The sequence below is a fragment of the Microbacterium sp. PF5 genome, from assembly GCF_004794315.1.
Classification (GTDB): Bacteria; Actinomycetota; Actinomycetes; order Actinomycetales; family Microbacteriaceae; genus Microbacterium; species Microbacterium sufflavum.
Window position 1 is genome coordinate 1 of sequence record NZ_SSDQ01000143.1, and the last position, 23,828, is coordinate 23,828.

A 23,828-nucleotide genomic window follows, 5' to 3' on the forward strand; every position below is an offset into this window, starting at 1 on the left:
CCGGCGAAGGAGGATGCGGCGGCGGCACTGCGCGCGGCGCTGTTTGGCGAGGGCGACCCCGACGCCGCCCCCGCGACCCCCGCGGGCGACGGTGTGGCCGCGACCGACCCCTACGGCGGACCGGACCGCGCCTCGCACGCGCACTCGGCCGCGTTCCTGCCCGACGGCCGCGTGGTCACGACCGATCTCGGTTTCGACCTGGTGCGGTTCTGGCGGTTGACCGGCAGCGGGCTGACGCTCGACCAGGAGGTCGTGCTGCCGCAGGGCACGGGACCGCGTCATATGGTCGTGCATCCGAGCGGGCACCTGCACGTGGTCACGGAGTACTCGTGCGAGGTGTTCACCCTGGCGGCGGCGGCCGACGGCACCTGGAGCGTGGTGTCGGCGACGACCGCGAGCCCGGTGGCGCAGGTCGGCAGTGACTTCCCCGCCGAGCTCGCCCGCACGCGCGACGGGCAGTTCCTGTACACGGCGCTGCGCGGCAGCAACACGATCGCGGCGCTGCGTGTGCGCGGCAGCGGGGAGGCGCTGGAGCCGGTGGCGCTCGCCGATTCCGGAGTCGACTGGCCGCGCCATCACCTCGTGTATCAGGGCAAGCTGCTCGTCGCCGGGCAGCGCTCCGACACGGTGACGCTGCTCGACCTCGAGGAGCGCACGGGTGCTCCGCTCGGCGTGCGGCATGAGGCGCAGGCCCCGGCGCCCACGAGCATCCTCCCGCTGCGCTGAGCCGATGCGTCGCGGATGCGCGTCATCCGCTTGACCTCAAGGAAACTTGAGGTTCTACGGTCGACCTCATGACCACCGAGACCGGGCGCGCCGCGCCGTCCACGCCACCCACGCCACCCACCCCCCGCATCCTCGGCGGCGAGTACGTGTGGATCACGATCGGCGCGTGCGCCCTGGTGTTCCTCGGCGCGTTCGAGTCGCTGGCGGTGACGACGGTGATGCCCGCCGTGAGCGCCGACCTCGACGGCGAGCGGCTGTATGCGCTCGCCTTCGCCGGACCGCTCGCCACGAGCGTGATCGGCATGGTCGCGGCGGGCAACTGGGCGGATCGACGCGGTCCGGTCGCCCCGCTGTACTCCTCGATCGTGCTGTTCGTGGTCGGCCTCCTGATCGCGGGACTCGCGCCGAGCATGGAGGTGCTGGTCGCGGGCCGGTTCGCGCAGGGCCTGGGCAGCGGCGGGCTCATGGTGGCGCTGTACGTGGTGGTCGCCCGGGTCTACCCGCAGGCGCTGCACCCCGCGATCTTCGCCGGGTTCGCCGCTGCGTGGGTGATCCCCTCGCTGATCGGCCCCACGATCGCGGGCGCGGTGACCGAGCTGTGGAGCTGGCACTGGGTCTTCCTCGGCGTCGTCGTGCTCGTGCTCGTCGCGCTGCTGATGATCGTGCCGGCGCTGCGGGGGCTGTCGAACGAGGGCGACGCGGCGACGCCGTGGGCGGTCGCCCGGCTCGGCTGGTCGGTGCTGGCGGCGGTCGCGGTGCTCGCCCTGAACCTGGTGGGCGACGTGCCCGGCGTCGGCCCGGCGCTGGCCGTCGTCGCGGTCGTCGTGGCGCTCATCGCCGTGCGACCCCTGGTCCCGCGCGGCACCTTGCGGGCCGTGCGCGGCCTGCCGTCGGTGATCCTGGTGCGCGGTCTCGCCGCTGCCGCGTTCTTCGGTGCGCAGATCTATCTGCCGTATCTGCTCACCGACCGCTACGCCCTGACGCCGACGGTCGCCGGGCTCGCGCTCACCGGCGGCGCCCTCGCGTGGTCGCTCGCCGCGACCGTGCAGGGGCGGATGGGCATGCGGCTGTCGAGCGTGACCGCGGTGCGCCTCGGGACGGCTCTCGTGCTCGGGGGGATCCTGCTGACGGTCGCGATCACCGCGTTCGAGGCGGACGCGGTGCTGATCGCGGCCGCCTGGGTGGTGGCGGGGGCGGGGATGGGCCTGATGAGTCCGCGGTCGAGCGCGCTCACCCTCGCCCTGTCGACCCCGGAGACGCAGGGGTTCAACAGCGGTGCGATGACGGTGGCCGACTCGTTCGGCAGCGCGCTGGCCCTCGCGGTGACGAGCATGGTCTTCCTCGCGCTGGCCGCCGCCGATCCCTTCCTCGGTGTGTTCGCGCTGGCGGCGCTGCTCGCGCTGGCAGCGGCGATGCTCGCGCCGAGGGTTCGCGCCGGGGGTGCCAGCACGGAGGCGCGCGCGTGATCTGGCGACCCGGATCCTCCGCACGGCGGATCCGGGATGCGCGGGATCGAGGAGAGCGGGAGAAGCGATGGCAGGCGGAAGCGGGAGGAGTGCAGACATGACGGGTACGGGCACGGGCACGGGCACGACGGGCACGGATGTGAGGGGCGGGAACGTGACGGGTGTGGAGACGACGGCCGCTCGGCGGGGTGGAGACGGCGCGGCGCCGGTGGCGACGATGGCGGCGATCGTGCAGCGCGAGTTCGGCGAGTCCGACGTGCTGCGGATCGAGCGGGTGCCGGTACCGGAGCCCGGCGAGGGCGAGGTGCGCATCCGCGTCGCGGCGGCTGCTGCGCTCCACCCGGTGCCCGCGCACGTGCCGTTCCCGCAGGCGGTTGCGGCGATCGGCAGCGGGCGCACGGCGCAGCTCGTGTGGCAGGCGGCGCAGATCGGCGCGGACGACGTGGTCCTGGTCACCGGTGCCTCGGGCGGACTGGGCAGCCAGGTCGCGCAGCTCGCGCTCTCGGTCGGGGCGACCGTGGTCGCGCTCTACGGTGGCGAGGCGAAGCGCGCGGTGGTGGCGCAGCTCGGGCGTCGGGTCGAGCACTCCGCCGCGCGCCTGCTGCCGCTCGATGCGACCGACGACGCGTGGCCGGATCGTCTGACCGGCCTCCTGGACGGCGCGGTGCCGACGGTCCTGCTCGACGGGGTCGGGGGTCCGACGGGACGCGCGGCGCTCGAGTCGCTCGGGCGCGGCTCCCGCGTCGTGATCATCGGATGGTCGAGCGGCGAACTCCTCCGTGTCGACGGCGACGACATCGTGCAGAACTCGCTCACCGTGACCGTGCCGCTGGGGCGGGCCATCGCCGACCTCCGGGCGCTCGAGACGGCGGCCCTCGCGGCCGTGGCCGACGGGCGGGTCGACCCGCCCGCCGACGTGTTCCGGTTGACCGATGCCGCCGCCGCGCACGACGCCATCCAGCATCGCCGTCAGCGCGGGAAGGTCGTGCTCGTTCCCGACGCGGAGTGATTTGCGCGGAGGGCATCGGCCTCCCTACTCTGTTGAACGGTGTTCAGGTGAACACCGTTCAGGAAGGACACCCGATGACCCCCACCTCCCGCGACACCGGTGCGACGCTCGGCCGCATCGCCGTCTTCGCCGCCCTCATCATCGTGCTCGGCACGGTCGTCGTGCCGCTGCCCGGCGGGGTACCGATCACCGCGCAGACCCTCGGCGTGATGCTCGCCGGACTCGTCCTCGGGCCGCGCGTCGCCCCGCTGTCGATCCTGGTCGTGCTCGCGCTCGCCGCGATCGGCCTGCCGGTGCTCGCGGGCGGACGCGGCGGCGTCGGCGTGTTCGTGGGGCCGACCGCGGGGTACATGCTCGGCTGGATCGCGGGCGTCGTCGTGATCGGGCTCCTCCTGCGCACCGGTCGCCCGGCGTGGTGGCGTGTCGCACTCTCCGCGCTCGTCGGCGGCGTGCTCGTGGTGTACGCGTTCGGCATCCCCGTGCAGGCCCTCGTCACGGGAGTGCCGCTCGACCTCACGGCGCTGTCGGCCCTCGCGTTCCTCCCCGGCGATCTGATCAAGGTCGCCGCGGCCACGCTGATCGTGGTGGCGCTGCGCCGGGCGTACCCGCGGGCGTTCGCGGACGCGCGCGAGCGCGCCGCCGTCGCCTGACGCCGCCTCCCGCTCCGACGCTCCGGTCGCCGTCGCCTGCCGACGCGACCGGAGTGCTCCGGGGAGTTTCGGCGCGGCGGGAACAACGCGCCCGTGACTCGACGTTCGTCATGAGCAAGACTTGCCTGACACGGGCGACGGAGAGGTGCGACGCATGACTGCCGACAAGACCGACGAGTACGACCTGATCGTGGTGGGTGCGGGACCGGTGGGCGAGAACGTCGCCGACAGGGCCGTGCAGGGCGGGCTCACCGCCATCATCGTGGAGAGCGAACTGGTGGGCGGCGAGTGCTCCTACTGGGCGTGCATGCCGTCGAAGGCGCTGCTGCGCTCGGCGCAGGCGCTGCGGGCGGCGCAGCACGTGGCCGGGGCGTCGCAGGCGGTGACCGGCACGCTCGACGTGCGGGCAGTGTTCGAGCGCCGCGACGGCTTCACGAGCAACTGGTCGGACGACGGGCAGGTGTCGTGGCTGCGGTCGGCCGGCATCGACCTGGCGCGCGGCCACGGGCGTCTCACGGGCGAGCGCGAGGTCACCGTGACCGACGCCGACGGCGCCACCCGGGTGCTGCGGGCCCGGCACGCGGTCGCGATCAGCACGGGCTCCGACGCCGTGATCCCGCCGATCGACGGGCTCCGCGAGGCGTCCCCGTGGACGAGTCGCGAGGCCACCAGCGCCGAAGAGCTGCCGGAGAGCCTCGCGGTGATCGGCGGCGGTGTCGTCGCGGTCGAGATGGCCACGGCGTACGCCGCTCTCGGCTCGCGCGTGACCCTGCTCGCGCGCAGCGGGCTGCTGGGCGGCATGGAGCCGTTCGCGGGGCAGCGCGTAACGGCCGGCCTCGAGGAGCTCGGCGTCGACGTGCGCACGAACACCGGCACCACGGCGGTGCGCCGCGGCGACGACGGCGTGACCATCACGCTCGACAGCGGCGAGGAGGTCACGGCCGCCGAGGTGCTCGTCGCGACCGGCCGTTCGCCGCGCAGCGCCGATATCGGCCTGGAGGTCGTGGGGCTCGAACCCGGACTCTGGATCGAGACCGACGACACGCTGCGGGTGCCCGGGGTGGACTGGCTGTACGCGGTCGGCGACGTGAACGGGCGGGTGCTGCTGACCCACCAGGGCAAGTACCAGGCGCGGGCGGCGGGCGACGTGATCGCGGCCAGGGCGAACGGCGGCGAGGTCGACGACGCCCCGTGGGGCCGGCACGCCGCGACGGCCGATCACGCCGCGGTCCCCCAGGTCACCTTCTCCATCCCGGAGGTCGGCTCCGTCGGACTCACCGAGGCCGCGGCGCGCGAGGCGGGCACGGCCGTGCAGGTCGTGGACTACGACCTCGGGTGGGTCGCCGGCGCGAGCCTGTACGAGGACGGGTTCGCCGGGCAGGCGCGACTCGTGATCGACACCGACCGCGACGTCGTGATCGGGGCGACCTTCGTCGGCCCGGAGGTGGCGGAGCTCGTGCAGGCCGCGACCGTCGCGATCGTGGGCGAGGTGCCCATCGCGCGCCTGTGGCACGCGGTGCCCTCGTACCCGACCATCAGCGAGATCTGGCTACGACTCTTGGAGGGCTACGGGCGCGACTCGGCGTGAGCCGGGCAATCCGATCCCGCGACCGCACCGAACACGATCCGGATTGTTTCTCATATTGACGACCCCGCGCGCAAGGCATCACCCGATGTCGGACGCGTCTTATACGCTCGAACCCACATCCGAGGAGGCAGGACCATGAAGGCTGTACTCGCAGGAACCGTGATCGCCGAGGCCGCACAGGACGACCTCATCCGCATCGAGGGCAATTGGTACTTCCCGCCCGCATCCGTATCGCCCGACGTGCTCGTCGAGAGCCCCACGCCGTACACGTGTCCGTGGAAGGGCGAGTGCCAGTACTACTCCATCGAGGCCGACGGAGAGCTGCACAAGGATCTCGCCTGGTCGTACCCGCACCCGTACCCGTCGGCGTTCGACCGCGTCGGAAAAGACTTCTCGGGCTACGTCGCCTTCGCCCCGGGCGTCGAGGTGTCGGCCTGAGCCGCGCCCTCGCCCGCACGACCGTCGGAGAGAACCCCTCATGATCGAGTTCCGCAACGTCACCAAGCGCTTCCCCGACGGGACGCTCGCGGTGAACGACTTCAGCCTGGTGCTCCCGTCGCGCAAGACCACCGTGTTCGTCGGTTCGTCCGGCTGCGGCAAGACCACGCTGCTGCGCATGATCAACCGCATGGTCGAGCCCACGTCGGGGGAGGTCGAGATCGACGGGGAGAGCGTGCTCGCCGGCGACCCGGTGGCCCTGCGCCGCCGCATCGGCTACGTCATGCAGAACTCCGGCCTCATGCCGCACTTCAGCGTGATCGACAACGTCTCCACCGTGCTGCGCTTGAACGGCGTGAAGCGCAAGGAGGCGCACGAGCGGGCGCGCGAGCTGATGACCACGGTCGGCCTCGACCACGCTCTGGCCGACCGCTACCCGAGCCAGCTCTCGGGCGGGCAGCAGCAGCGCGTCGGCGTGGCCCGCGGTCTCGCCGCCGACCCGAACATCCTCCTGATGGACGAGCCCTTCGGCGCGGTCGATCCCATCGTGCGCGCCGACCTCCAGCAGGAGACGCTGCGGCTTCAGCACGAGCTCGACAAGACGGTCGTGTTCGTCACGCACGACATCGACGAGGCGTTCCTGCTGGGCGACCAGGTGGTCATCCTCGACAAGGGCGCCAGGGTCGTGCAGGTGGGCAGCCCGAGCGAGATCATCGAGAATCCGGCCGACGAGTTCGTCTCCGCGTTCATCGGCGCCGACCGTGGCCGCCGGGCGCTGCACCTCAAGCAGACGCCGCGCGGCACGGTCGTGGTCGACTCCGAGGGCCGCACCCAGGGCGCGATCGTCGACGCCCCCGACGACGTGGTCGACGAGGCGGCCGCGGCGAAGGCGGCCCCGTGAACTGGGCGGTCGACAACCTCGGCCTGATCCTCGACCTCACCGTCGCGCATCTGCGGCAGAGCGTCGTGCCGATCGTGCTCGGTTTCGTGCTGTCGCTGCCGCTCGGGTGGGTGGCCTGGCGCTACCGCCTGGTGCGCGGCCCGATCATCGCGCTCACGGGCCTGCTGTACACGATCCCCTCGCTCGCGCTGCTGATCCTCCTGCCCGCGGTGCTGGGCTACTCCGCGATCAGCGAGCCGAACCTGGTGATCGCCCTCACGATCTACGCGGTCGCCATCCTGGTGCGCGCGGTCGCCGACGGCCTCGACTCGGTGGACGACGACGTGCGGCAGGCCGCCACCGCGACCGGTTTCGCACCGTTCCGTCGTTTCTGGGCGGTCGAGTTCCCGCTCGCCGGCCCGGTGATCCTTGCGGGGCTGCGGGTCACGGCCGTCAGCACGATCTCGCTCGCCACGGTCGGCATCCTGATCGGCGTGCGCAACCTCGGGTACCTGTTCACCGACGGTCTGCAGCGCCGCATCATCGAGGAGGTCTTCGCGGGCGTGGTCGCGGTCGTCGTGATCGCCCTGATCGTCGACCTGCTGCTCCTCCTGGTCGGCAGGGCGCTCATGCCCTGGACGAGAGCGGTCACCAAGACGGCGACGAAGGCGGCGGTCGGCCGCACGGCGGCGATCGGATCGGCCGCATGAACCTGTTCGCGGAGGCCTTCGCGTGGCTGTTCTCGCCCGACCGCTGGCAGGGCGCGTACTCGCTGCCGGTGCTGTTCGGGCAGCACATCTTCTACACGGTCGTCTCGGTCGTGATCGCCGCGGTCATCGCCGTGCCGCTCGGGTGGCTGATCGGGCACACGGGTCGCGGTCGGGAGATCGCCGTCGCGGTCTCGGGGGCGGCGCGCGCCATCCCGTCGTTCGGCCTCATGGTGCTCCTGGTGCTGCTGCTGGGCGTGCTGCGCACCCCGCTCGCGGCGATCATCACGTTCGTGCTGCTCGCGATCCCGTCGCTGCTGGCGGGCGCGTACACCGGACTCGAGGCCATCGACCGCCGGGTGCTCGACGCGGCGCGGGCCATGGGCATGACCGAGTGGCAGGTGTTCTGGAAGGTCGAGGTGCCGCTCGGGCTCTCGCTGCTCGTCGGCGGCCTGCGCTCGGCGCTCCTGCAGGTCATCGCCACGGTCACGATCGCCGCCTACGTGAACCTGGGCGGTCTCGGCTGGCCGATCATCCAGGGCATCCCCCTGCGCCGCTTCGATCAGGTGCTCGGCGGCGCGATCCTCGTCGCGGTGCTCGCCCTCATCGTCGACCTCCTGCTCGCCCTCGCGCAGCACGCCGCCGTCCCGCGCGGCGTGCGCACCCGTCCGCAGCGTCGCCGGGCCAAGGCGCCCGTCGCCGCGCCCGCTCCGGCGACCGCCTGAACCACAGCGCCACCGAGGCCGCAGCATCCGTCCGAACCACAGCATCCGTCCGAACCACAGCATCCGTCCGAACCACAGCATCCGCAGGTCCCAGAGAAGAGGAAGTCCCATGTTCACCGCACGCACGTCCCGCTTCGCCCTCGCCGGCGGCGCCGCGATCGCCGCAGCGCTCGTCCTCGCCGGCTGCACCAGCAGCAACCCGCTCGACACCCCCACGGAGGACTCCGGTTCGGGTGGCAGCGACACCATCGTGATCGGCTCGCAGGCGTACTACTCGAACGAGATCATCGCCGAGATCTACGCCCAGGCGCTGGAGGCGGCCGACTTCACCGTCGAGCGCAAGTTCAGCATCGGTCAGCGCGACGCCTACATGCCCGACGTGGAGTCCGGCGCGATCGACCTGTTCCCGGAGTACACGGGCAACCTGCTCGAGTACCTCGACAAGGACGCCACCGCCACCAGCCCGGAAGACGTCTACGCCGCGCTGCAGGAGACCCTGCCCGACGGCCTCACCGCCCTCGACTACGCCGAGGCGACCGATCAGGACACCTACACGGTGCTGAAGAGCTTCGCGGAGGAGAACGGCCTCACCACGATCGCCGACCTGTCGAAGGTCACCACCCCGGTCACGATCGGCGCGGCGCCGGAGTTCGAGCAGCGCCCCTACGGCCCCGCGAAGGCCAAGGAGGTCTACGGCGTGGACCTGGCGTTCTCGGCCACGGGCCCGACCACGCTCGAGTCGCTGCTGGCCGGTGAGATCCAGGTGGCCGACATCTACTCGGCCGACCCGGCTTTCCAGACCGAGGACATCGTGTCGCTGGAAGACCCGGAGAACATCATCCTGGCGTCCAACGTCGTGCCGATCGCGTCGAGCGATGTGGCCGACGAGATCGCCGACGTGATCAACGGCATCAGCGAGAAGCTGACGGCCGAGGAGCTCGTGGCCCTCAACGTGCAGAGCACGGTCGACAAGAAGTCGGCGGAGGAGATCGCGAAGCAGTGGCTGGCCGACAACGACCTCGCCTGAGCTGAGCTCGACGGAAGCGCCCGGTCCCTCGCGGGGCCGGGCGCTTTCGTGTGCGTGCGTGAGTCGACGTTCGACGCGACGGTTGATCAGCGATAGTCCCTGCCGTCGCAACTCACGGCATCGTCGAACTTCCCGGAGGCGGCAGCATCGGCATCGAACTTCTTCGTCGGGATGACGGCGACCTCCACGGACTTCGCGTCCGGGATGCTCTCGGCGTCGGCGCAGCTGGCCACCACCGTCCACGACTTCCCTGGTTGGTCCTGAGAGAACGAAGCCGCCTCTCCGATCCTGGGTGATGCGTCCTGGATGAGGAACTCGGCGTCGTGAGGGACGGCCGCGGTCACCTCGGCCAACGTCTTCCCCACGACATCGCTGGCGTCCAGAGCGGTCGCCGTGCACCCACTCAGGAGAACCGCCACCGCCGCCAGACCTCCGAGCCTTGCCGCGCCTTGTTTCACAGACCGCAAGAGATGACCGTGCTATAGGGATCGTAAGCAGTCAATGCTTCGCTGGTTCCTACTGTCTGCCAACGAGTAGGTCCGACTCTTGGCTTGTACCCCTGCTGCTTCTGAAGCCGATAGTGATACTGGGTGCCAAGTGCGCGTGCCCGCCAGATCTGTCCTGCTTTGAGCGCCGGCGACGTGCAACTTACTGATGTTGTCACGGCGTTCGACGAACTGATGCTCAACCCCGCAGAAACTTCCGCGCGACTGGCGCCGAGACTCAGCTGGATACTGCGCGTTGCGGTCTTACCTTGAGAAACAGTGCAGGTGCCACCGTCCGTCGTAATCTGGCAAGCGCCGATCTGGGCTCCGCGGACATAAGTGCTCGAGGTCTTACCAATTACGGTGTATCGATAGACGGATGCTTCCGCAGCCTGACCGATTGCAATCCCTCCCAACGCGAGCGCCGCGACGGCGGCACTGTATCCGAGATACTTCTTCTTTCGCATGACGGTCTCCGTTCTCCGTTGAACCCCGCCAATGGCGCACTCGCACCGATTCCACGCGATGCTCGCTCGGGACCGGATCCGCGTTCAACTCCGTATCCCTGGAATAACCGCATCGAGTTCCGCACGTCCGAGTGCTGTGGTAGCCGCACATCGCCGTGCCGCACAGTCGATGGCTGGTCTCGACTGCATCGAGCCGGATGACACCCGCCGACCGTCGAGGCTAGGTGCGGGCGTCCTGGCGGGGAACCAGGACCTGCTTGATGATGATGAGGATCGACGCGGTCACGGGCACAGCGACCAGGGCGCCGAGCAGACCGAGCAGTGTGCCGCCGGCCAGCGCCCCGATGACCACGAGCGAGCCGGGCACGGCCACGGCGCGGTTCATGACCCGCGGGGTGAGCACATACGCCTCGATCTGCATGTAGACGAGGTAGATCGCGGCGAAGATCAGCGCCGCGATCGGGTTGGTGAACAGCGCGAGTCCCGTGCCGATGATCCAGAAGAGCACAGAGCCGACGAGGGGGATGAGCGTCACGCAGAACGCGATCGCGGCCATGAGCGGCGGGAACGGCAGGCCGAGCACCGCGTACAGGATGAGGGCGAGGGTCGCGTTGCAGAACGCCAGCACGACCATGCCCATCACGTAGCCGCCCACGGAGTCGGTGATCTGCTCGCTGATGTCGCTCGCGCGGTCCCGGTCGCGCGCGGGCGCCAGGCGCAGCAGACCCTGCTTCATGGCCGGGAGCGTCGCGAGGAAGTAGAGCGTCAGCACCAGCACCACGATCGCGCCGGAGATGCCGGAGGCGATCGAGGCGCCCACCGCGAGGGCTCCGCCGCCGATGGTGGCGAGGTTGCCGATGTCGGACAGGAAGCTCTGCACCTCGCCGACGAGGTCTTGGAACTGGTCGCCGAACTGGTCGTTGAGGGTCTTGTAGAGGTCGGTTCCGGTGAAGTCCTGGACCATGCCGGGGACGGACCGGACGAACTCGGCGATCTGGTCGACGACGATCGGGATGATCATCCACAGCACCAGACCGAAGACCACGATGAGGGCGACGATCGTGATGACGACGGCGATGGCCCGGGAGAGGCCGCGCCGTTCCAGGAAGCGCACCGCCGGATCGAGGCCGAGCGCGCCGAACAGGGCGAGCGCGATGTAGATGAGCACGGTGGACAGGTTCCACAGGGCGAGGCCGATCACGAACGCGCCGAGACCGCCCAGGGTGACCAGGAAGCCGAACACGAACGGCCGGTCGATGCGTGTCCAGAACGAGCGGCTGGGTGTGGTCGGCTCGATCACCACCGGACGCGGCGGGGTCGCGGTGGTCGCGGGAGCCGCGGCGTCGGGCGGTCCGGGGAGCGCGGCATCGACGGGTGCCGGGGCCGCGTCCGAGGGCTGCGGGAGCGCGTCGTCGTGGGAGGCGGGGGCCGGCGACTCGTCGTTGCTCATGTGCACACGATAGCGCTGGACCCCCGCCGGTCAGGGGTGCCCCTCGCCCCTAGAGTGGGGGGATGACCGCCGTAGAGGATCCGAAGGCCGAGCTGCTCCGTCTGCGCGCCACCATCGACAACATCGATGCGGCGCTGATCTTCATGCTGGCCGAGCGGTTCCGCGCCACGCAGCAGGTGGGGCACCTCAAGGCCGAGCACGCGATGCCCCCGTCCGACCCGAAGCGCGAGGAGCAGCAGGTCGCCCGGCTGCGCGCGCTCGCCGAAGAGGCGCACCTCGACCCCGAGTTCGCGGAGAAGTGGTTCAACTTCGTGGTCGCCGAGGTCATCCGCCACCACACCGAGGCCGCCGAGAGCCGCTGACCTCAGCGGTCCCGCAGCATCCGGTCGCGCACCTCGCGCCGCAGCACCTTGCCGATGAGGGACCGCGGGAGCTCATCCACCGCGACGATCCGGCGCGGCACCTTGTAGGCGGTCAGCCGGGTGCGGCAGAAGTCGCGCAGCGCCTCAACGTCCGGCACCGCACCCTCACGGAACACCACGGCCGCCGCGACCTCCTCACCGCCGCTCGACCGCGGCAGGCCCACGACCGCGGCCGCCACGACATCGGGGTGGGCGTCGAGCGCATCCTCCACCTCGCTGGGCGACACGTTGAAGCCGCCCGTGATGATGAGCTCCTTGCGGCGGTCCACGATCGTCACGAACCCGTCGGGCGAGACCTCGGCGATGTCGCCCGAGCGCAGCCAACCGCCCGGGAGGAGGGCCTCGGCCGTCTCGCCGGGGCGCTGCCAGTACCCCTGGAACACCTGGGGACCGCGGATCAAGAGCTCCCCGCGCTCGCCGGCGGGGACGTCCTTCTCCGGGTCGTCGGGGTCGACGAGCCGGATCTCGGTGCTGGGGAACGGCACGCCGACGGTGCCCGGTCGTCGCGTGGGTCCCATGGGGTTGCCGAGCGCGACGGGAGACGCCTCGGTCATGCCGTACCCCTCCACGAGCAGTCCTCCGGTCGCGTCCTCCCAGCGCCGCACGGTCGCGACGGGCAGGCTCATCGCCCCGGATATCGCGAAGCGCACGCGGGACAGGTCGATGGTGCCGCGTCCGGCCGCCCGGGCGAGCTGGTCGTAGATGGGCGGCACGGCCGGCAGGAACGTGGGCGGGCGCGTGCGGGCGGCCGTCGTCACCAGGCCCAGGTCGAACGTGGGGAACAGCACCACGGTCGCGCCGATGCTGAGCGCGAAGGTGAGGCACAGCGTCATGCCGTAGGCGTGGAACAGCGGCAGCACGGCGTAGAACGTCTCCTCCCCGTCGCGCAGTCCCGGCACCCAGGCGCGACCCTGCATCGCGTTCGCGCGGAGGTTCGCATGACTGAGGATCGCCCCCTTCGGGGTGCCCGTCGTCCCGCTCGTGTACTGCAGCAGCGCGGTGTCGCCGAGTGCGGGCGCCGGCACGCGGCGGGAGATGCGGCCGTGACCGAGGAGCCCCTTCCACGGCCGTACGTGGCGTGCGCGCGGTGCGGCGGTGAGCTTGGCCCGCGACTCCCTGGCCTTCGGAAGGGGCAGTCGGAGCAGGAACCGCTTCGACCACGGCATCGCGGTCGTGATGTCGACGCTCACGATGTGGTCGACGCGCACGTCGTCGGGGAAGCCGTCGATCGTGTCGGCGACCTTGTCCCACACGATCGCGACGCGGGCGCCGTGGTCCTCGAACTGGTGGCGCAGCTCGCGGGCGGTGTAGAGCGGGTTGTGCTCGACGACGATGGCGCCCAGGCGGAGCACGGCGTAGAACGCGACCACATGCTGCGGGCAGTTGGGCAGCACGAGGGCGACCCGGTCGCCGGCGCTCACCCCGAGGCGCCGCAGACCCTCCGCCGCGTGGTCGATCTGCGCGCCGAGCTCGCGGTAGGTCGTCACCGCGCCGAAGAACTCCAGCGCGGGACGGCGGCCGTACCGGCGGACGCTCGCCGTCATCATCTGCGGCAGCGTCTGTGTCGGCTCGTCGATCTCGGCGGGGACGCCCTCCGCGTACGCGGCGAGCCAGGGGCGGGTCGAGAGACGGGAGTCGGTCATGTTCTCATCCTGCGTCACGCGCGCGCATGGCGCGGCCCCCTTGACGGGGGTCAGACCGCGAGCACACGTCCGGTGATGACGCCCTCGACGGCGCGCACGTAGGCGCGACCCACCTCCTCGTCGGTGACGGGGCGGTGGCCGGGGAAGCTGTCGAAGTAGCCGGGGGAGTTGGCGAGCACGTCGGGGGAGACCGCGTTGATGCGGATGCCGCGCGGTGCCTCGGCGGCGGCGGTGAGCACGAACGACTCCAGGGCGCCGTTGGCCATCGCGGCGGCGGCGCCGGTGGCGATGGGCTCCCGGGCGAGCACCCCGCTGGTCAGCGTGATCGAGCCGCCGTCGGCGACGACGGGAAGGGCCTCGCGCACCACGTCGAGCTGGGCGAGCGTCTTGCCCGTGAACGCCGCGAGGTAGTCGTCGCGGCTCAGGTCGCCGAGCGGCCGGAACGGCACGGAGCCGACCGCCACCACGACCGCATCGACGCGTCCGACGCGCGCGAACAGCTCCCGGATCGACGACGGGTCGGTCACGTCCACGCGCTCATCGCCGCTGCGGGAAGCGCGGATCACCTCGTGGCCGCGGGTCTCCAGGGTCGCGGCCACCACGCCGCCGATGCTGCCGGTCGCGCCGATCACCAGTGCCTTCATGGGTGCCTCCGTGGGGTCGCTTGCTTCCGCGCGCAGACGCGCACCGCTCGAGTCTTGCACCCTTCGCGACGGGAGGGTCCGCGAGGGCCAGGGTGTCGGCGGGACGGGCTCAGCGGGGGCTGAACGCTGCAGCGACCACGCGGGCGGCGGCCCCGCGCAGCACCGCGTCGTCGAGCGTGCTGGAGGCGACCGCGGGCCCGAGCGAGGGGTGCGACGCCGCGCGGACCGCGGTCGCCGTGGCCTCGACGAACGCGGGTGTGGCGATGTCGGACGGTCCGCTCAGCAGGATCGACGGAAGGTCGACGGCCGCGGCGATCACGGAGAGCGAGGTGCCCAGTCGCGCCCCGGCCTCGGCGAGCACCGCGTCTCGGTCTGCGCCGGGCTCGTCGAGACGGCGGCGCAGCGCGGGCGTCGACGCCCACGCGTGCACGCAGCCGTCGCGTCCGCACAGGCAGCGGTCGCCGGGGTCTCCGCCGGCGACGACGTGGGCGAGCTCGCGGGCGCCGATCGACCGCTCGACGGGCGCGCCGTCGTCGCCCACCACCCGGATCGCGGTGCCGATGCGACCGCCGAGGCGCACGAGCAGGAAGTCGGTGCCGACCGCGCCGAACCGCAGCTCCGCGTCGGCGACCAGGTCGGCGTCGTCGAACACGTGCACGGGCAGGGCGAGGTCGTCGGCCAGACGCGGCCCGAGGCCGAGGAGAGCGGGCGATCCGGACGGGGCGCCGATGCCGATGCCGAGCGGGGCGCTGCTCGCACGCCCGGCCAGGTCGACGGCGAGGGCGGCGATCGCGGTGGCCGGATCCGCGTCGTCCAGCGCGAGGTCGGCACGGTGGTCGATGCGGCCGTCGGGGGTCGCGAGGGCGCCGGTGATCCGTCCGGGAGTGCTGAGGTCGAGGGCGATCACCTGCACGGCGCGCTGGTCGAACTCGAGCATGACGGCCGGCTTCCCCGGACGGGCGTCCTGGCTCATGCCGCTCTCGCGGATCACGCCGTCGTCGAGCAGGTCGCGCACGACCTCGGAGATCGTGGGCCGGGCGAGCCCGGTGAGGCGGGACAGGTCGGCGCGGCTCGCCGCCGCGTGCTCCATGAGGGTGCGCAGCACGAGGGCGCGGTTGCGCTCACGGATGGCGCGCGCGTGGGTGGGTGCCGAGACTCGTGCCCGGTCGCCGGGGCGCTCTAGGATCTGGGGGTAGTGCACGTCGTTCCTCCCCGCTCCGCCCGGACGACTAAGTTTAATGAATAAACTAACTGGGTCGAGCGTACGGAGCGCCGTGCGCGCTGTCAATCACCGCACCCACCCCCGGGGGACCGTGAGCATGTTCACCACCGACGACGCGCTGGACACCCAGGCCGCCGTCCGCCGTGCGAACCTGCGCCGAGCCCTGCAGCTCGTGTTCCAGGCGTCTGGCACCCAGACCCGCGCCGGCATCGCCCGGGCGACCGGGCTCACCGCCGCCACCTCCTCCTCGCTCGTCGCCGAGCTGATCGACAGCCGGCTGGTGGTCGAGGGCGAGCAGGCCGTCAGCACCGGCGGCAAACGCGCCACCACCCTGAGCGTCGACGGCGCCCACCACCTGATCCTCGTGCTCGTCGTGCAGCCCACCAGCGCGCACGTCGCCCTCGTCGCGCTCGACGGGACCGCGCTCGACGCACGCACGGTCGCCTACACCCCCGCGACGCGCGACCGCGTGCTCGACGACACGGTGGCCGAGGCGGCGGCCCGCTTCGGCGCCCGGCTCCTCGCCGTCGGCGTGCAGCTGCCCGGCACCACCGACGGGCGGACGGTGCTGGAGAGCGTGCAGCTGGAGTGGCAGGACGTGCCGCTGGCCGAGCGGTTCGAGGCCATCGCGGGCGCGCCCGTGCTGCTGCTCAACGACGTCGACGCGGAGGCCATCGCCGAGGCCGGGATGGACGAGACGCCGTCGGGCTACCGGCTGTTCGTGCACCTCGGCGGCGGAGTCGGTGCGGCGGTCACCCTCGACGGCGAGCTCGCCCCGGGGCCGCGCGACCGTGCGGGCGAGATCGGGCACGTGCAGGTCGTGTTCGGAGACGCCGCGCGCCCGTGCCGGTGCGGCCAGCGCGGGTGCCTGGAGTCCGCCGCCGCGCTCGGGCCCATGCTGGGCGAGGACTTCACCGACGAGCTCGACCTCCCGGCCGTGCGCGCCCTCGTCGCCCGCGCCCACCAGGGGCAGATCGACGAGGGTGCCCGTGCGCTCGCCCGTGCGGTCAAGCTGATCAGCGCCCTGCTCGACCCGATCGAGGTCGTGATCGGCGGACCGGCGACCGAGCTGGGACCCCGGTTCCTGGAGCGCGTGCGGGAGGAGTCCGGCTATCCGGCGCGGGGCACCCAGCAGCCGCCCATCCGCTACGCCGACCCCCGGGTCCCGCTCTCCGCCGGTGCCGCGCAGGCCGCGCTCACCGCCGCGCTCGGGGTGCGCTGGAGTCCGCAGCAGCTGCGCGCCGCCGCCGCCCCTCGCCCCTGAAACCGCCCGCGCGGGCTACTTCACGCTGCCCGCGGTGAGGCCGCCGACCAGGCGCTTCTCGATCAGCATGAACAGGATGATCACCGGCAGGATCGCGACGATCGAGACGCCGAACACGTACTGCCAGCTGGTCTCGTACTGACCCACGAACTTCGTCAGCGCCACCGACAGCGGCTGGTTCTTGTCGGTCGACAGGATCACGAGCGACGCGGCGAACTCGTTCCAGCAGGCCACGAAGGTGAACACGATCGCGGTGACGATGCCCGGCCACACGAGCGGCAGGTTGATGCGGAAGAGCACCGTCAGGCGTCCTGCGCCGTCGATCTGTGCCGCCTCATCGACCTCCTTGGGGATGCCCGCGAAGAAGGAGTGCATGATCCACACCGCGAACGACAGGTTGAACGCGGCGTTGATGAAGATCATCGCGGCCCACGTGCCGCCGAGGCCGAGCGTGGTGAACTGCCGGAACAGACCCGACGTGAGCACCGCCGGCTGCAGCATCTGCGTGACGATCACGAGGAAGAGGAACACCATGCGGCCGGGGAACGTGAACCGCGCCGTGTAGTACGCGGCCGGGAGCGACACCAGCAGCACGAGCAGCGTCGCGAACACCGAGATGACGATCGTCGACACCAGGTTGTACGGCAGCGGCGTCTCGGGCGTCGACCACATCGTGAGGTAGTTCTCCCAGTGCCACTCGGTCGGGAGGTAGGTCGGGTCGACCGAGCGGATCTGCGCCTTGGTCTTCACCGAGCCGAAGAACATCACGAGGTACGGCAGCACGAAGATCGCCAGCACGAGGAACCCCGCGGCCGTGCGCAGGATCACGCGCGGCAGCGACACCTGGTCGGCGGTGTAGCGGCGCCGACGGCCGGGGATCGGCGGGGTGCGGCGACCACGGGAGTCGGCGGTGGTCACGAGGGCGGTCTCGGTCACGGTCATGATCAGACCTCCTTCATGGGCTTGACGATCTTCACGTACGCCGCGACGATCACGATCACGATGAGGAAGGCGACGACGGACAGGGCGCTGGCGACGTCGACCTTCTTCTGCAGCTCGATGTACTTGAAGATCAGGGTCATGATCGTGTCGGCGCCGTAGCCGGGGATCGACCCGGTCATCACCTTGAGGATCGGCAGCGAGTTGAACACGTTGATGATGTTGATGAGGATCGCCACGGCGAGGGCGCTGCGCAGCTGCGGCAGCACGATCGACCAGTAGGTGCGGGCGGGACCGGCGCCGTCCATCTTCGCGGCCTCGATCGCGTCGGCGGGCACGGCCTGCAACCCGGCGAGGATCGTGTACGTGGTGAACGGCAGCGACACGAACACGGCGATCACGATCGACCAGGTGAACGCGGTCGCGGGGTTCTTCGTCCACCCGTAGCCGACCGCGTCGTCGGAGAGCCCGATGTCGTAGAGGAACTTGTTGAAGATGCCGAAGTACGGCTCGAGGCTGTAGTAGAACACCATGGTCGTCATCACGACCGAGGCCGCCCACGGCACGATGACGGCCATGCGCACGAGCTGGCGCCCGGGGAACGCCTTGTTGAGGATCTGCGCGAGCCCGAGCGAGATCACCACGGTGAGCGCGACCACCGACACGACCCACACGATCGTGCGGAAGAAGATGGGCCAGAACTCCGCGAACGTGAACACGGTGACGAAGTTGTCGACGCCGACCGAGCCCTTGTCGAGCCCGGAGAGGGAGATGTCGCGCGTCGAGTTGAAGAACATGACGCCGGCGGGGAACAGCACCACGCCGATGATGAGCACCAGTGCCGGTGCGATCCAGGGCAGCGCCTGGAGGAGGTCCCGTCCGCCGGGGCGGCCGCGACCGGCGGCCCCGGCGTCGGGGGTGCGGGGGCGGCCGGTCGCCGCCCCCGCGAGGTTCGAGGATTCTGTGGTCTGGCTCATGGGATACCCGAACCTCTCCGTTCTGCGGGTCAGCCCGCGTCGACCTGCGCCTGGATCTCGGTCAGCACGTCCTGTGCCGGCTTCGACTGGAGCTGACCGAACAGCGACTTGAACGCACCGTCGGCGGCCGACCACTTCGGGTTCGTCGACGGGTAGAACTGCGCGTCGGGCAGCACGTCGAGGAACGGCTTGAGCGCCTCCTCGCCGGACAGCTTCTCGGCGCCGGACTTGGTGACGGGCAGGAAGCCCTCGGCCTGCACCCACGGCACGTACACGTCGGGAGCGTAGTAGTAGTCGAAGAACTTGGTGATCGCGTCCTTCTTGTCGTCGTCGTTCTGGAACGCCATCAGCTGGTCCATGACGCCGAGCGTGAACGGCGAGCCGTCCTTGGTCGGGATCGGGACGATCGAGTAGTCCAGCTCGGGGTTGCTGTCGGCGATCTGCCCGACCGTGGGCGGCAGGCCGACCTGCATGCCGATCTTGCCCTGGATGAAGATGTCCATCAGCGGGGAGCGCTGCGTGGAGCCCGGGTCGGCCTGGGTCGCACCGGCGTCGATCATCTTCTTGATCTGCTCGGCACCGACGAGGTTCTCGGGGGTGTCGATCGTGATCTCGGACGCGTCACCGAACGAGCCGCCGCCGCCCCACAGCCACACGGCCGCCTCGGCCTGTGCCTCTTCCGAGCCGAGGGGCATGCCGTATCCGGCGACCCCGCCGCCGAGCGCGGAGACCTTGGTGGCCGCGTCGAGCAGCTCGTCCCAGTTGGTGGGCGCCTCGACCCCCGCCTGCTGCAGCAGGGTGTTGTTGACGAAGAGGGCGCGCGCGGAGGCGATGAGCGGCAGGGCGTAGGCCGTGCCGTCGATCTCGGCGTTCTTGATGAAGGAGTCCTGGAAGTCGGAGTAGACCTCGTCCGACACGACGTCCTTGACCGGGTAGAGCAGCTCGTCGCCGACGAACCCGGCGAACGGCCCGCCGTTGTAGATGTCGGGAGCCTCGCCCGCCTGGATCTTGGTGGAGATGACCTTCTCGAGGTTGTCCCACGACTGCACTTCGAGCTTCACGTCGATGTCGGGGTTCTCCTTCTCGAACCCGTCGATCACGTCTTCCCACAGCCCCTTCGTCGCGTCGGAGTAGCTGGGGACGAGCAGGTCGAGCGTGGTCTTGCCGTCGGCGTCCCCGCCGCTGTCGCCGCCCGAACCGCCGAATCCGCACGAGGCGAGCGACAGCGTGGCGACGGCCGCGACGGCAGCCGCCCCGAACCGCAGTGATTTCTTCATGGGCATTGCATTCCTCACTGTGTGTGCCGTGGTCGGTGGGCGGGCGAGCCGCCGTCCGACGGAGCGGGGGTGGTGCACAGTCGCAGAACACTCTTCACGCGACGGTGCGTGGTGATCGATCGCGGTGAGGGCGACCTCTCGGGTCAAGCCGAAGCTTGGGTGGAACGTACAGATTATTTGTCAGGCAAACAAACAAAATCAAGCGTTCGCCCGATCTTGCTCGATGGTGGTGACATACTATGATCGAAAAGCACCCGAAAGAATCACAAATACGCAACTACTCGTCTGAAAGGGTCGACCGATGACCGAAAACCTGCCCGGCGCGCACATGCGCGAAGAACTCCTCTCGCAGCCGGAGATGTGGCAGCGCGCCGCCGATCTCACCGCCGAGCAGGGGCGGCTGCCCGCCCGCGGGGCCAGGGTCGCGGTCGTCGGATGCGGCACCTCCTGGTTCATGGCGCAGTCCTACGCCGCGCTGCGCGAGTCCTCGGGACACGGGGAGACCGACGCGTTCGCCGCCTCCGAGGCCTTCGTCGACCGCGGCTACGACGCCATCGTCGCCCTCACGCGGTCCGGCACCACGAGCGAGGTCCTCGACCTGGTCGAGCGCGTGCGCGGACGCGTGCGCACCGTGGGCGTCATCGGCGACCCCGACTCCCCGCTGGTCTCGCTCGTCGACGACGCCGTGCTGCTGCCGTTCGCCGACGAGCAGTCGGTCGTGCAGACCCGCTTCGCCACCACGGCCCTCGCCCTCTTCCGCGCCTCGCTCGGGGAAGACCTGAGCGGGGCGATCGCCGACGCGACCGCCGTGCTCGCCGAGCCCGAGGTCGACGCCGAGCTGCGTGACGCGGAGCAGTACACGTTCCTCGGACGGGGCTGGACCATCGGGCTCGCGCACGAGGCCGCCCTCAAGCTGCGCGAGTCGTCGCAGTCGTGGACCGAGGCCTACCCGTCGATGGACTACCGCCACGGCCCGATCGCGATCGCCGCCCCCGGCCGTGTCACCTGGCAGTTCGGCGACGCCCCCGACGGGCTCGCCGACGAGGTGCGTGCCACGGGCGCCCGCTTCGAGCACCGCGCCATCGACCCCCTCGCCGACCTCGTGCGCCTGCACCGCACGGCCCTCGACCGTGCCCTCGCGCGGGGACTCGACCCCGATCAGCCGCGCAACCTCACGCGATCCGTCATCCTGGATGCATGACCCGCGCACGCACCGGAGCCGAACGATGACCCCGATCGACGGAGCGGACGCGATCCCCGACGTCGAGAAGGACGCCTCCGGCGAGACCCTCGCCGCGGTGCGCTCGCTCGGCCCCGGTGCCCCGGCGCTCGCGTTCGACGTGGGCGGCACCGACATCAAGTCGGCCCTCTTCGACGCCGACGGCACGGCGCTCGGGCTGCGGCGCACCCCGACGCCCGTCGTCGCCGGCGACCGCACGCACGCGATCCTCGACCGGCTGGACGCGCTCGCCGCCGAGCTCCGCGACGCACACCCCGAGGTCGTGCCGCAGGCGGTCGGCCTCGTGGTGCCCGGCATCGTCGACGCCGACGCGGGCGTCGGGGTGTTCGCCAGCAACATGGGCTGGCGCGACGCCCCGCTGCGGGACCTCGCCCGCGAACGCCTCGGCCTGCCCGTCGCGTTCGACCACGACGTGCGCGCGGCCAGCTGGGCCGAGCACCGCCTCGGTGGAGCACGCGCCTACGACGACGCCGTGATCCTCGTCATCGGCACGGGCATCGCGGGCGCCCTCCTGGTGGGCGGACGGCCGTACACCGCGGGCGGTTACGCCGGCGAGATCGGCCACTCGCCCATCGCCGACGGCCCGGCCTGCCCGTGCGGCGCGCGCGGCTGCCTGGAGGCCGTCGCCTCGGCCGGTGCGATCGCCCGGCGCTATCGGGAGGCCACCGGGGTCGTGCCCGACGGCGCGAAAGACGTGATCGCCAGGGCGGCCGCGGGTGACGAGGTCGCCGCCGCGATCTGGGACTCCGCGCTCGACGCGCTCACGATGTCGCTCGCGCAGCTCACCGCGGTGGTCGCCCCCGAGGCCGTGGTGATCGGCGGCGGGCTCTCGCGCGCCGGAGGAGCACTGTTCGACGAGCTGCGGCGCCGCCTGGCCGCGCGGCTCAGCTTCCACCGGCTGCCGGTGCTCGTGCCCGCCGAGCTCTCCGGCAACGCGGGCCTGATCGGTGCGGCCCTGCGGGCCAGGGAGCTGACGTGATCCTCACCGTCACGCCCAACCCCGCGCTCGACCTGACCTGGCGCGTCGACCGGCTCGTGGAGGGCGGCACCCACCGCGCCGACGCGGGGGCCGCGCGCGCGGGCGGCAAGGGCCTCAACGTGGCCAGGGTCGCGCATGCGCAGGGCGCGCCCGTGCTCGCCGTCACGACCGCGGGCGGCCGCGTGGGCGCCGAGTTCGCGGACGAGCTGAGCGCCAGCGGCGTCCCGCACGTGCTCGTGCCCGTCGCGGCGGAGACCCGGCGCAGCATCGCCCTCGTCGACGAATCCGCGGGCGACACCACCATCGTGAACGAGCGCGGCGTCAGCCCCTCCGACGCGGAATGGGGGGCGGTGCTGGCCGAGGTGGTCGAGCGGCTCCCCGCGGCGGGCGTGCTCGTGATCTCGGGCAGCGTGCCGCCGGGCACCCCCGAGGCGCTGCTGCCGATGCTGATCGCCGTGGCGCGTGACGCCGGCGTGCCCGTGATCGTCGACACCTCGGGCCCCGCGCTGCTGCGGGCCGCCGACGCCGGGGCCACCGTGCTCAAGCCCAACGCCGCCGAGCTCGCCGAAGCCACCGGCATCGACGACCCGGTGCACGCCGCCCGCACCCTGCTGGAGCGCGGTGCCGAGCTCGTGCTGCTCTCGCTGGGCGCCGACGGCATGCTCGCGGTGACCGACGACGAGCTCGTGCACGCGCGACTCGACGAGCCCCTCGCGGGGAACCCGACCGGTGCGGGCGACGCCGGGGTCGCCGCCTGCGCCGTGCTGTACGCCGAGGGCGAGCGCGACCCCGAGACGGTGCTCCGCCGCGCGACGGCCTGGTCGGCGGCGGCCGTGCTCATGCCGCTCGCCGGCGACATCTCGCCCCGCTGGACCGCGCTCGCGCAGCACCTGCGCGTGACCCGCCCCGACCCCGCCCTGTTTCGAAAGGACCCCTCGTGACCCTCGTCTCCGCCAGAGAACTCGTCACCGCCGCCTCGGACGCCGGAACCGGCATCGGCGCGTTCAACGTGATCCACCTCGAGACCGCGGAGGGCCTGGTGCGCGCCGCCGCCCTCGCGGGACTCCCGGTGATCCTGCAGATCTCGCAGAACTGCGCCGACTATCACGGCGGCCTGGAGCCCATCGCGCTCGCCTCGCTCGCGCTGGCCCGCCGGGCGGAGATACCGGTCGCGGTGCACCTCGACCACGCCGAACGACCGGAGCTGGTCGACGAGGCCGTCGCGCTCGGCTTCGGCTCCGTCATGTTCGACGGCGGCGCGCTGCCCTACGACGAGAACGTCGCGCTGACGGCCGAGGTCGCCGCGCGCGCACACCGGGCTGGCGTGTTCGTGGAGGGCGAGCTGGGCGAGGTGGGCGGCAAGGACGGCGCGCACGCACCCGGAGTGCGCACCGACCCCGACGAGGCCAGGGCCTTCGTGGCCGCGACCGGGGTGGACGCCCTCGCGGTGGCGGTCGGCTCGTCGCACGCCATGACCGACCGCACGGCGTCGCTCGACCTCGACCTCATCGCGCGGCTGCGGGCGGCACTGCGCGGCGCCGGGGCGGCCGGGGCGGACGTGCCCCTCGTGCTGCACGCCGAGGATCCGGCCGACATCGAGGCC

At 71.6% G+C, this 23,828-nt stretch carries 25 protein-coding genes; 16 read left to right on the top strand and 9 right to left on the bottom strand.

Annotated features, from left to right (window positions below):
• The 10 genes from DW297_RS13655 to DW297_RS13700 all read left to right on the top strand — a co-directional run.
• Nucleotides 1-726 (top strand): lactonase family protein (locus tag DW297_RS13655; RefSeq protein ID WP_136033296.1); only part of this gene is annotated, 726 nt, incomplete at its 5' end.
• A 68-nt stretch (nt 727-794) separates the two neighbouring features.
• Nucleotides 795-2,192 carry an MFS transporter gene (locus DW297_RS13660; protein WP_136033298.1) on the top strand — a complete coding sequence of 466 codons (1,398 nt, stop codon included), beginning with the start codon at nt 795-797 and terminating at the stop codon, nt 2,190-2,192.
• Between the two features lie 97 nt (nt 2,193-2,289).
• Complete coding sequence (locus tag DW297_RS13665) at nt 2,290-3,201, top strand: SDR family NAD(P)-dependent oxidoreductase (protein WP_205828301.1); 912 nt, start codon at nt 2,290-2,292, stop codon at nt 3,199-3,201.
• Nucleotides 3,202-3,275: 74 nt separating this feature from the next.
• Nucleotides 3,276-3,851 (top strand): biotin transporter BioY, encoded by a 576-nt coding sequence (locus DW297_RS13670; protein ID WP_136033300.1) that lies wholly within the window; start codon nt 3,276-3,278, stop codon nt 3,849-3,851.
• Between the two features lie 154 nt (nt 3,852-4,005).
• Entirely contained in the window at nt 4,006-5,439 is a 1,434-nt protein-coding gene (locus tag DW297_RS13675; RefSeq protein ID WP_136033302.1) for a dihydrolipoyl dehydrogenase family protein, read from the top strand.
• A gap of 135 nt (nt 5,440-5,574) precedes the next feature.
• The gene (locus DW297_RS13680) at nt 5,575-5,877 is read left to right on the top strand and encodes a DUF427 domain-containing protein (protein WP_136033303.1); all 303 of its coding nucleotides are present in this window, start codon (nt 5,575-5,577) and stop codon (nt 5,875-5,877) included.
• Between the two features lie 40 nt (nt 5,878-5,917).
• Entirely contained in the window at nt 5,918-6,778 is an 861-nt protein-coding gene (locus DW297_RS13685; protein WP_136033305.1) for an ABC transporter ATP-binding protein, read from the top strand.
• Entirely contained in the window at nt 6,775-7,467 is a 693-nt protein-coding gene (locus DW297_RS13690; protein WP_136033308.1) for an ABC transporter permease, read from the top strand. The genes DW297_RS13685 and DW297_RS13690 overlap by 4 nt, the downstream gene beginning before the upstream one ends.
• A complete protein-coding gene (locus DW297_RS13695; protein ID WP_136033310.1) occupies nt 7,464-8,189 on the top strand; it encodes an ABC transporter permease in 726 nt (241 codons plus the stop codon). Before DW297_RS13690 ends, DW297_RS13695 begins: the two co-directional genes overlap by 4 nt.
• A gap of 109 nt (nt 8,190-8,298) precedes the next feature.
• Nucleotides 8,299-9,216 (top strand): ABC transporter substrate-binding protein, encoded by a 918-nt coding sequence (locus DW297_RS13700; RefSeq protein ID WP_136033312.1) that lies wholly within the window; start codon nt 8,299-8,301, stop codon nt 9,214-9,216.
• An 86-nt stretch (nt 9,217-9,302) separates the two neighbouring features.
• Here DW297_RS13700 and DW297_RS13705 read toward each other — a convergent pair whose 3' ends face one another.
• The 3 genes from DW297_RS13705 to DW297_RS13715 all read right to left on the bottom strand — a co-directional run bounded on the left by DW297_RS13705 (nt 9,303) and on the right by DW297_RS13715 (nt 11,618).
• Nucleotides 9,303-9,635 (bottom strand): hypothetical protein, encoded by a 333-nt coding sequence (locus DW297_RS13705; RefSeq protein WP_136033314.1) that lies wholly within the window; start codon nt 9,633-9,635, stop codon nt 9,303-9,305.
• A 35-nt stretch (nt 9,636-9,670) separates the two neighbouring features.
• The gene (locus DW297_RS13710) at nt 9,671-10,168 is read right to left on the bottom strand and encodes a hypothetical protein (RefSeq protein WP_136033316.1); all 498 of its coding nucleotides are present in this window, start codon (nt 10,166-10,168) and stop codon (nt 9,671-9,673) included.
• A 220-nt stretch (nt 10,169-10,388) separates the two neighbouring features.
• Nucleotides 10,389-11,618 (bottom strand): AI-2E family transporter, encoded by a 1,230-nt coding sequence (locus DW297_RS13715; RefSeq protein ID WP_136033318.1) that lies wholly within the window; start codon nt 11,616-11,618, stop codon nt 10,389-10,391.
• 62 nt (nt 11,619-11,680) lie between these two features.
• Here DW297_RS13715 and DW297_RS13720 point away from each other — a divergent pair, with 62 nt between their 5' ends.
• Complete coding sequence (locus DW297_RS13720) at nt 11,681-11,980, top strand: chorismate mutase (protein WP_136033320.1); 300 nt, start codon at nt 11,681-11,683, stop codon at nt 11,978-11,980.
• 2 nt (nt 11,981-11,982) lie between these two features.
• On the opposite strand, the gene DW297_RS13725 is transcribed toward DW297_RS13720, so the two are convergent.
• The 3 genes from DW297_RS13725 to DW297_RS13735 form a co-directional block, all read right to left on the bottom strand.
• Entirely contained in the window at nt 11,983-13,683 is a 1,701-nt protein-coding gene (locus DW297_RS13725; protein ID WP_136033323.1) for a long-chain-fatty-acid--CoA ligase, read from the bottom strand.
• A 50-nt stretch (nt 13,684-13,733) separates the two neighbouring features.
• A complete protein-coding gene (locus tag DW297_RS13730; protein ID WP_136033325.1) occupies nt 13,734-14,327 on the bottom strand; it encodes a short chain dehydrogenase in 594 nt (197 codons plus the stop codon).
• 109 nt (nt 14,328-14,436) lie between these two features.
• Entirely contained in the window at nt 14,437-15,528 is a 1,092-nt protein-coding gene (locus DW297_RS13735; RefSeq protein WP_136033327.1) for an ROK family transcriptional regulator, read from the bottom strand.
• Nucleotides 15,529-15,646: 118 nt separating this feature from the next.
• On the opposite strand from DW297_RS13735, the gene DW297_RS13740 reads away from it, so the two are divergent.
• A complete protein-coding gene (locus tag DW297_RS13740) occupies nt 15,647-16,813 on the top strand; it encodes an ROK family protein (RefSeq protein ID WP_136033328.1) in 1,167 nt (388 codons plus the stop codon).
• Between the two features lie 15 nt (nt 16,814-16,828).
• Here DW297_RS13740 and DW297_RS13745 read toward each other — a convergent pair whose 3' ends face one another.
• From DW297_RS13745 to DW297_RS13755, 3 genes are read right to left on the bottom strand one after another with little or no spacing between them, the layout of a single operon-like run.
• Complete coding sequence (locus DW297_RS13745; protein WP_205828302.1) at nt 16,829-17,755, bottom strand: carbohydrate ABC transporter permease; 927 nt, start codon at nt 17,753-17,755, stop codon at nt 16,829-16,831.
• A 2-nt stretch (nt 17,756-17,757) separates the two neighbouring features.
• Nucleotides 17,758-18,729 carry a carbohydrate ABC transporter permease gene (locus DW297_RS13750; RefSeq protein WP_136033330.1) on the bottom strand — a complete coding sequence of 324 codons (972 nt, stop codon included), beginning with the start codon at nt 18,727-18,729 and terminating at the stop codon, nt 17,758-17,760.
• 29 nt (nt 18,730-18,758) lie between these two features.
• The gene (locus tag DW297_RS13755; protein ID WP_136033332.1) at nt 18,759-20,006 is read right to left on the bottom strand and encodes an extracellular solute-binding protein; all 1,248 of its coding nucleotides are present in this window, start codon (nt 20,004-20,006) and stop codon (nt 18,759-18,761) included.
• Nucleotides 20,007-20,307: 301 nt separating this feature from the next.
• On the opposite strand from DW297_RS13755, the gene DW297_RS13760 reads away from it, so the two are divergent.
• The 4 genes from DW297_RS13760 to DW297_RS13775 all read left to right on the top strand — a co-directional run.
• Nucleotides 20,308-21,207 (top strand): SIS domain-containing protein, encoded by a 900-nt coding sequence (locus tag DW297_RS13760; RefSeq protein ID WP_136033334.1) that lies wholly within the window; start codon nt 20,308-20,310, stop codon nt 21,205-21,207.
• A 25-nt stretch (nt 21,208-21,232) separates the two neighbouring features.
• The gene (locus DW297_RS13765; RefSeq protein ID WP_136033336.1) at nt 21,233-22,225 is read left to right on the top strand and encodes an ROK family protein; all 993 of its coding nucleotides are present in this window, start codon (nt 21,233-21,235) and stop codon (nt 22,223-22,225) included.
• Nucleotides 22,222-23,166 carry a 1-phosphofructokinase family hexose kinase gene (locus DW297_RS13770; RefSeq protein ID WP_136033338.1) on the top strand — a complete coding sequence of 315 codons (945 nt, stop codon included), beginning with the start codon at nt 22,222-22,224 and terminating at the stop codon, nt 23,164-23,166. Before DW297_RS13765 ends, DW297_RS13770 begins: the two co-directional genes overlap by 4 nt.
• Nucleotides 23,163-23,828 (top strand): class II fructose-bisphosphate aldolase (locus DW297_RS13775; RefSeq protein ID WP_240744630.1); only part of this gene is annotated, 666 nt, incomplete at its 3' end. The genes DW297_RS13770 and DW297_RS13775, both read left to right, overlap by 4 nt.

Bases quoted from the DNA above. Each gene is read 5' to 3' on its own strand.
- DW297_RS13660 (WP_136033298.1), top strand. From the start codon at position 795: ATGACCACCGAGACCGGGCGCGCCGCGCCGTCCACGCCACCCACGCCA.
- DW297_RS13665 (WP_205828301.1), top strand. From the start codon at position 2,290: ATGACGGGTACGGGCACGGGCACGGGCACGACGGGCACGGATGTGAGG.
- DW297_RS13670 (WP_136033300.1), top strand. From the start codon at position 3,276: ATGACCCCCACCTCCCGCGACACCGGTGCGACGCTCGGCCGCATCGCC.
- DW297_RS13675 (WP_136033302.1), top strand. From the start codon at position 4,006: ATGACTGCCGACAAGACCGACGAGTACGACCTGATCGTGGTGGGTGCG.
- DW297_RS13680 (WP_136033303.1), top strand. From the start codon at position 5,575: ATGAAGGCTGTACTCGCAGGAACCGTGATCGCCGAGGCCGCACAGGAC.
- DW297_RS13685 (WP_136033305.1), top strand. From the start codon at position 5,918: ATGATCGAGTTCCGCAACGTCACCAAGCGCTTCCCCGACGGGACGCTC.
- DW297_RS13695 (WP_136033310.1), top strand. From the start codon at position 7,464: ATGAACCTGTTCGCGGAGGCCTTCGCGTGGCTGTTCTCGCCCGACCGC.
- DW297_RS13700 (WP_136033312.1), top strand. From the start codon at position 8,299: ATGTTCACCGCACGCACGTCCCGCTTCGCCCTCGCCGGCGGCGCCGCG.
- DW297_RS13710 (WP_136033316.1), bottom strand. From the start codon at position 10,168: ATGCGAAAGAAGAAGTATCTCGGATACAGTGCCGCCGTCGCGGCGCTC.
- DW297_RS13715 (WP_136033318.1), bottom strand. From the start codon at position 11,618: ATGAGCAACGACGAGTCGCCGGCCCCCGCCTCCCACGACGACGCGCTC.
- DW297_RS13720 (WP_136033320.1), top strand. From the start codon at position 11,681: ATGACCGCCGTAGAGGATCCGAAGGCCGAGCTGCTCCGTCTGCGCGCC.
- DW297_RS13725 (WP_136033323.1), bottom strand. From the start codon at position 13,683: ATGACCGACTCCCGTCTCTCGACCCGCCCCTGGCTCGCCGCGTACGCG.
- DW297_RS13730 (WP_136033325.1), bottom strand. From the start codon at position 14,327: ATGAAGGCACTGGTGATCGGCGCGACCGGCAGCATCGGCGGCGTGGTG.
- DW297_RS13740 (WP_136033328.1), top strand. From the start codon at position 15,647: ATGTTCACCACCGACGACGCGCTGGACACCCAGGCCGCCGTCCGCCGT.
- DW297_RS13745 (WP_205828302.1), bottom strand. From the start codon at position 17,755: ATGACCGTGACCGAGACCGCCCTCGTGACCACCGCCGACTCCCGTGGT.
- DW297_RS13750 (WP_136033330.1), bottom strand. From the start codon at position 18,729: ATGAGCCAGACCACAGAATCCTCGAACCTCGCGGGGGCGGCGACCGGC.
- DW297_RS13755 (WP_136033332.1), bottom strand. From the start codon at position 20,006: ATGAAGAAATCACTGCGGTTCGGGGCGGCTGCCGTCGCGGCCGTCGCC.
- DW297_RS13760 (WP_136033334.1), top strand. From the start codon at position 20,308: ATGACCGAAAACCTGCCCGGCGCGCACATGCGCGAAGAACTCCTCTCG.
- DW297_RS13765 (WP_136033336.1), top strand. From the start codon at position 21,233: ATGACCCCGATCGACGGAGCGGACGCGATCCCCGACGTCGAGAAGGAC.